The 3,237-nt window shown below is 30.8% G+C and carries 7 protein-coding genes; 1 reads left to right on the plus strand and 6 read right to left on the minus strand.

The features are described from left to right. Positions 1-256 precede the first annotated feature (256 nt). Positions 257-556: a hypothetical protein gene (locus ACJROP_RS09780; RefSeq protein ID WP_406535280.1), complete on the plus strand. Its 300-nt coding sequence runs from the start codon at positions 257-259 to the stop codon at positions 554-556. Here the strand turns inward: ACJROP_RS09780 and ACJROP_RS09785 are convergent. The 6 genes from ACJROP_RS09785 to ACJROP_RS09810 form a co-directional block, all read right to left on the minus strand. Then, the gene (locus ACJROP_RS09785; RefSeq protein ID WP_406535281.1) at positions 542-814 is read right to left on the minus strand and encodes a hypothetical protein; all 273 of its coding nucleotides are present in this window, start codon (positions 812-814) and stop codon (positions 542-544) included. The genes ACJROP_RS09780 and ACJROP_RS09785 overlap by 15 nt on opposite strands. Positions 815-981: 167 nt before the next feature. Beyond that, complete coding sequence (locus tag ACJROP_RS09790; protein WP_406535282.1) at positions 982-1,332, minus strand: hypothetical protein; 351 nt, start codon at positions 1,330-1,332, stop codon at positions 982-984. A 98-nt stretch (positions 1,333-1,430) separates the two neighbouring features. After that, positions 1,431-1,598, minus strand: coding sequence for a hypothetical protein (locus ACJROP_RS09795; protein ID WP_406535283.1), 168 nt, complete (start codon positions 1,596-1,598; stop codon positions 1,431-1,433). Between the two features lie 269 nt (positions 1,599-1,867). Further along, positions 1,868-2,239, minus strand: coding sequence for a hypothetical protein (locus ACJROP_RS09800; protein ID WP_406535284.1), 372 nt, complete (start codon positions 2,237-2,239; stop codon positions 1,868-1,870). Between the two features lie 98 nt (positions 2,240-2,337). After that, complete coding sequence (locus ACJROP_RS09805) at positions 2,338-2,805, minus strand: hypothetical protein (RefSeq protein ID WP_406535285.1); 468 nt, start codon at positions 2,803-2,805, stop codon at positions 2,338-2,340. Beyond that, the coding region (locus ACJROP_RS09810) for a hypothetical protein (protein ID WP_406535286.1) at positions 2,787-3,237 on the minus strand (451 nt) is incomplete at its 5' end. The genes ACJROP_RS09805 and ACJROP_RS09810, both read right to left, overlap by 19 nt.

Below are 3,237 nucleotides of genomic sequence, written 5' to 3' on the forward strand. Positions count from 1 at the left end.
TATTAACTTGTTTAATAGCATTAAATCCTAATGTAAATGAAGAATATGTTTACACAGATAACTGGAGACTAACCATTCAATAAAAGAGAAACACAACCTATGTGGATTCAACCTATGGTCAGGTACAGATTACCACGGTATTGTTTCAAGTGAACAAAACAATAAAATCTATTTCACAACCACAATAGGATTAGGAAGCCTTGAATCATCAAAAGAGTGGTCTTCAAATTTTGAGAAAAGCATACTTCAAGATTATTTGGTGTCCGATTACACCTGCTTTTTTTACTATGATCCTGAATATAATTATAGTTATACTGCGAGTATTGATGTGTTGTCTGAATGTGATGGTGGAATGTACCTAGTCACTAGAAATGATACTACTTCAACTAATAAAATTATCAAAGCAATCTATTTCCATAGTTCACCTGAAACACAACATTTAACCTTATCATTAAACAGTTCAGAATTCACTGATGAAAATCAAATACAAGTAAGAATAATGAATTTATCCAATGGGAAAATTTATTCTGATAACTGGAGGTTAATCCACAGTTAACGATAAATTATCAATATAAAATACCGTATCCACTGCAATATTAACTCCATCTAATCTTAACCATAATGTTTTCACATTTTCATTAATACTTACTGTAATATTCGCCAATGTTTCCCCAGAGGGGATGTTCACAGAATTATTAGCCCAGGTATCATTTACATTTTGAAACGCATTTAATCTTAAAGCAACCAGAGAGAGGATGTTTACTTGAAAAGTTAAATCAACATTCTGTGGAAAATTAGTTAAAATGAATCCCATATACTGCTGATTGGCTTCATTTGAAATTATGGATTTTATGCTAATGTCCCCATTAATAGAGTATTCCTTAGATTTGGATATTAATATATTATTTGAACTTAATCCTAATGATGACCCGTAGTCTCCTCCAGACCATAATTCAAAGGATAATAGATTTGCAGTATCTTTTATAAGTTTAATCGCCAGTTATCTGTATAACAATAACAATTTCCAGAATCAAATGTGCAAGGTTCCACACGATATAAGATATGTTCTACACCTAGAGGTATTGTCCTACTCACAGAATATGTTCCAGGAGTATTAGCAGGAATTAATGTCCATAGTTGAGAGTATGACCCAGTATAAGTGTAAATAACAAGTTTACAATCATAATTAGAACAAACATCAGCAGTAAAAGTAACAGACTTCCCAACTTCATCAAAAAGATTAATTGAACGGAAATCCAAATAATAATAATCTTGTGTGAATGGAGTTAATTTAATTGAGGAATCCCCAATACTAGAGCAATCTTTAGACACTGATTTCACAGAGTTACCGCCCTGACCAAAACTAGATACTGAATTGGAATATTCCCCACAACACCAAACATCTACGGGGAATAAATTTAACCTATCTTTTATTGAATGTTCAGCTGAAGATCATCTATAAATGCCTCATCATAAACCAAGAATTGTATTATCAGATAATCATTTTGATTAGTTGTTGTTAAAGACAAACTCACTTCTTGAAGGATATTTGCAGGAACACTAACAGTAACCTGATTAATAATCCCATTATCATACATTTCAAATAATGAAATACTGCTTGTTAATGAATTGTTTTTAATTATCCCTATTAATGTGATTGTTTTTTCTAAAATATCCCCAGTGAAGTTTATCCGAGCATATGCTCCCCCATCACCGGTTTTAATTATTTTTAGACTTCTTTCACCATTACTATAATAATCTATTGTTGAAACAATCGAGCAATAAATAGAATTTGTGAATCCATTCGTATTTTTAAGGTAATCCGTGCATGTCCATTGGTTATGAGTGAGGAAATTATCCTTATCTTTTATGGGCTTACATTTAAATTAGTTAAATAAATTACACTACCCACATCAAAATCATACATGTTAATTTGGCCTTGTATCTGTTTTGAATTACTGTCAAAAATTAATGAAACTGATAACTCCCCTTCATAATCATTACTTGAATCCACACTCACTGCTGAGTAAGACTTATTATTTACGAGTTCTTTAAAATTATTCTGTAAATGAAATGTTGTTCTACAGTTAATGCATTTAACCTGTACTGTTTCGGTTAACATTAAACTATTTTCAAAGGCACAATTTTGAACCCATCTAACCCAAATTCCCCCAGAGTTTGTTGCAGTTATTTTCAATGCTTCCTGCCCATTCATACCATATTCATCAGTTAATTCCACTGTACAATTCACCGTGTCTGGCAATCGAAGATAAGTTAAATCATTCGTGTATTGACCAAAACTCCAGTGAAGATGATCATATAAATTAGCCTTATCTTTTATTGAGCAGTTATTGAAAAATTACTTGCAAAACAGTAATCATTAATATGTGTTAAAACAATCCTTAACGAATAGAACATTATTGTTTTTGAATAATCATAATCTGGCAGAGATATACTTATCCATTGAGGCCTAATATTCGGCGGAACATCAATATAATTAGATGTTTGCGTACCATCATTAAAAACAATCATCGCATATACTCTAACTGTATATTGTGAAAATAGTGTTACTTCCCCTTTTGATGAAACAGGTTCATTATATATTCTAACTTCTGTCCAATACGTAGTGTTTCCGGTTCTAGTTATTTTTAAGGAGGTGTCTCCTATCAGTGAACATTCATTAGAGATTAAAGTTTCTTGACCTTCACCCATGTAAATATTTGTTAGATTATGCTGGTATTCTCCACCAGTCCAAGCATTATGAGTTAATAAGTTTTTCTTATCTTTTATTGAGTAATTAGGCAAATATTATCAATGTATGCTATGCAATTACTTTCACGGAATATTAATGTTATCTGAAAATTATTTGTTATGGTTATTTCTTTTTCAAGAGTTATTGTTTGAGGATTATTATTTTCAGGTACCGTTAAAGTAATAAAATCATTATTTTCACTTATTCGAACCTCAACACCCTTTACTATTTTTATGGCGGTTAAAGTTAATTTTACATGGGTTGTATTGTTAGGTAGTGATATTGTGTTGAAATTTGTTCCCTGATATTGATTTAAATTAGAAGTATATTTAAAACAGTAATCTCCATTGTAACTGTATTCATCAGATAATTCTACATTTAAACCATCATTGATTTGTGCAACGCCATTTAAGTTTTTAGTATAATCCCCACAAGACCAAATATTATAAGATAAATAATTTGCCTTATCTTTTATTGAATGGTTA

This window comes from Methanobrevibacter sp. (genome assembly GCF_045220775.1).
In the GTDB taxonomy this organism is placed as follows: Archaea; Methanobacteriota; Methanobacteria; order Methanobacteriales; family Methanobacteriaceae; genus Methanocatella.

Excerpts from the sequence above, each read along its gene's own strand:
- ACJROP_RS09795 (WP_406535283.1), bottom strand. The coding sequence starts at position 1,598 with ATGTATGATAATGGGATTATTAATCAGGTTACTGTTAGTGTTCCTGCA.
- ACJROP_RS09785 (WP_406535281.1), bottom strand. The coding sequence starts at position 814 with ATGGGATTCATTTTAACTAATTTTCCACAGAATGTTGATTTAACTTTT.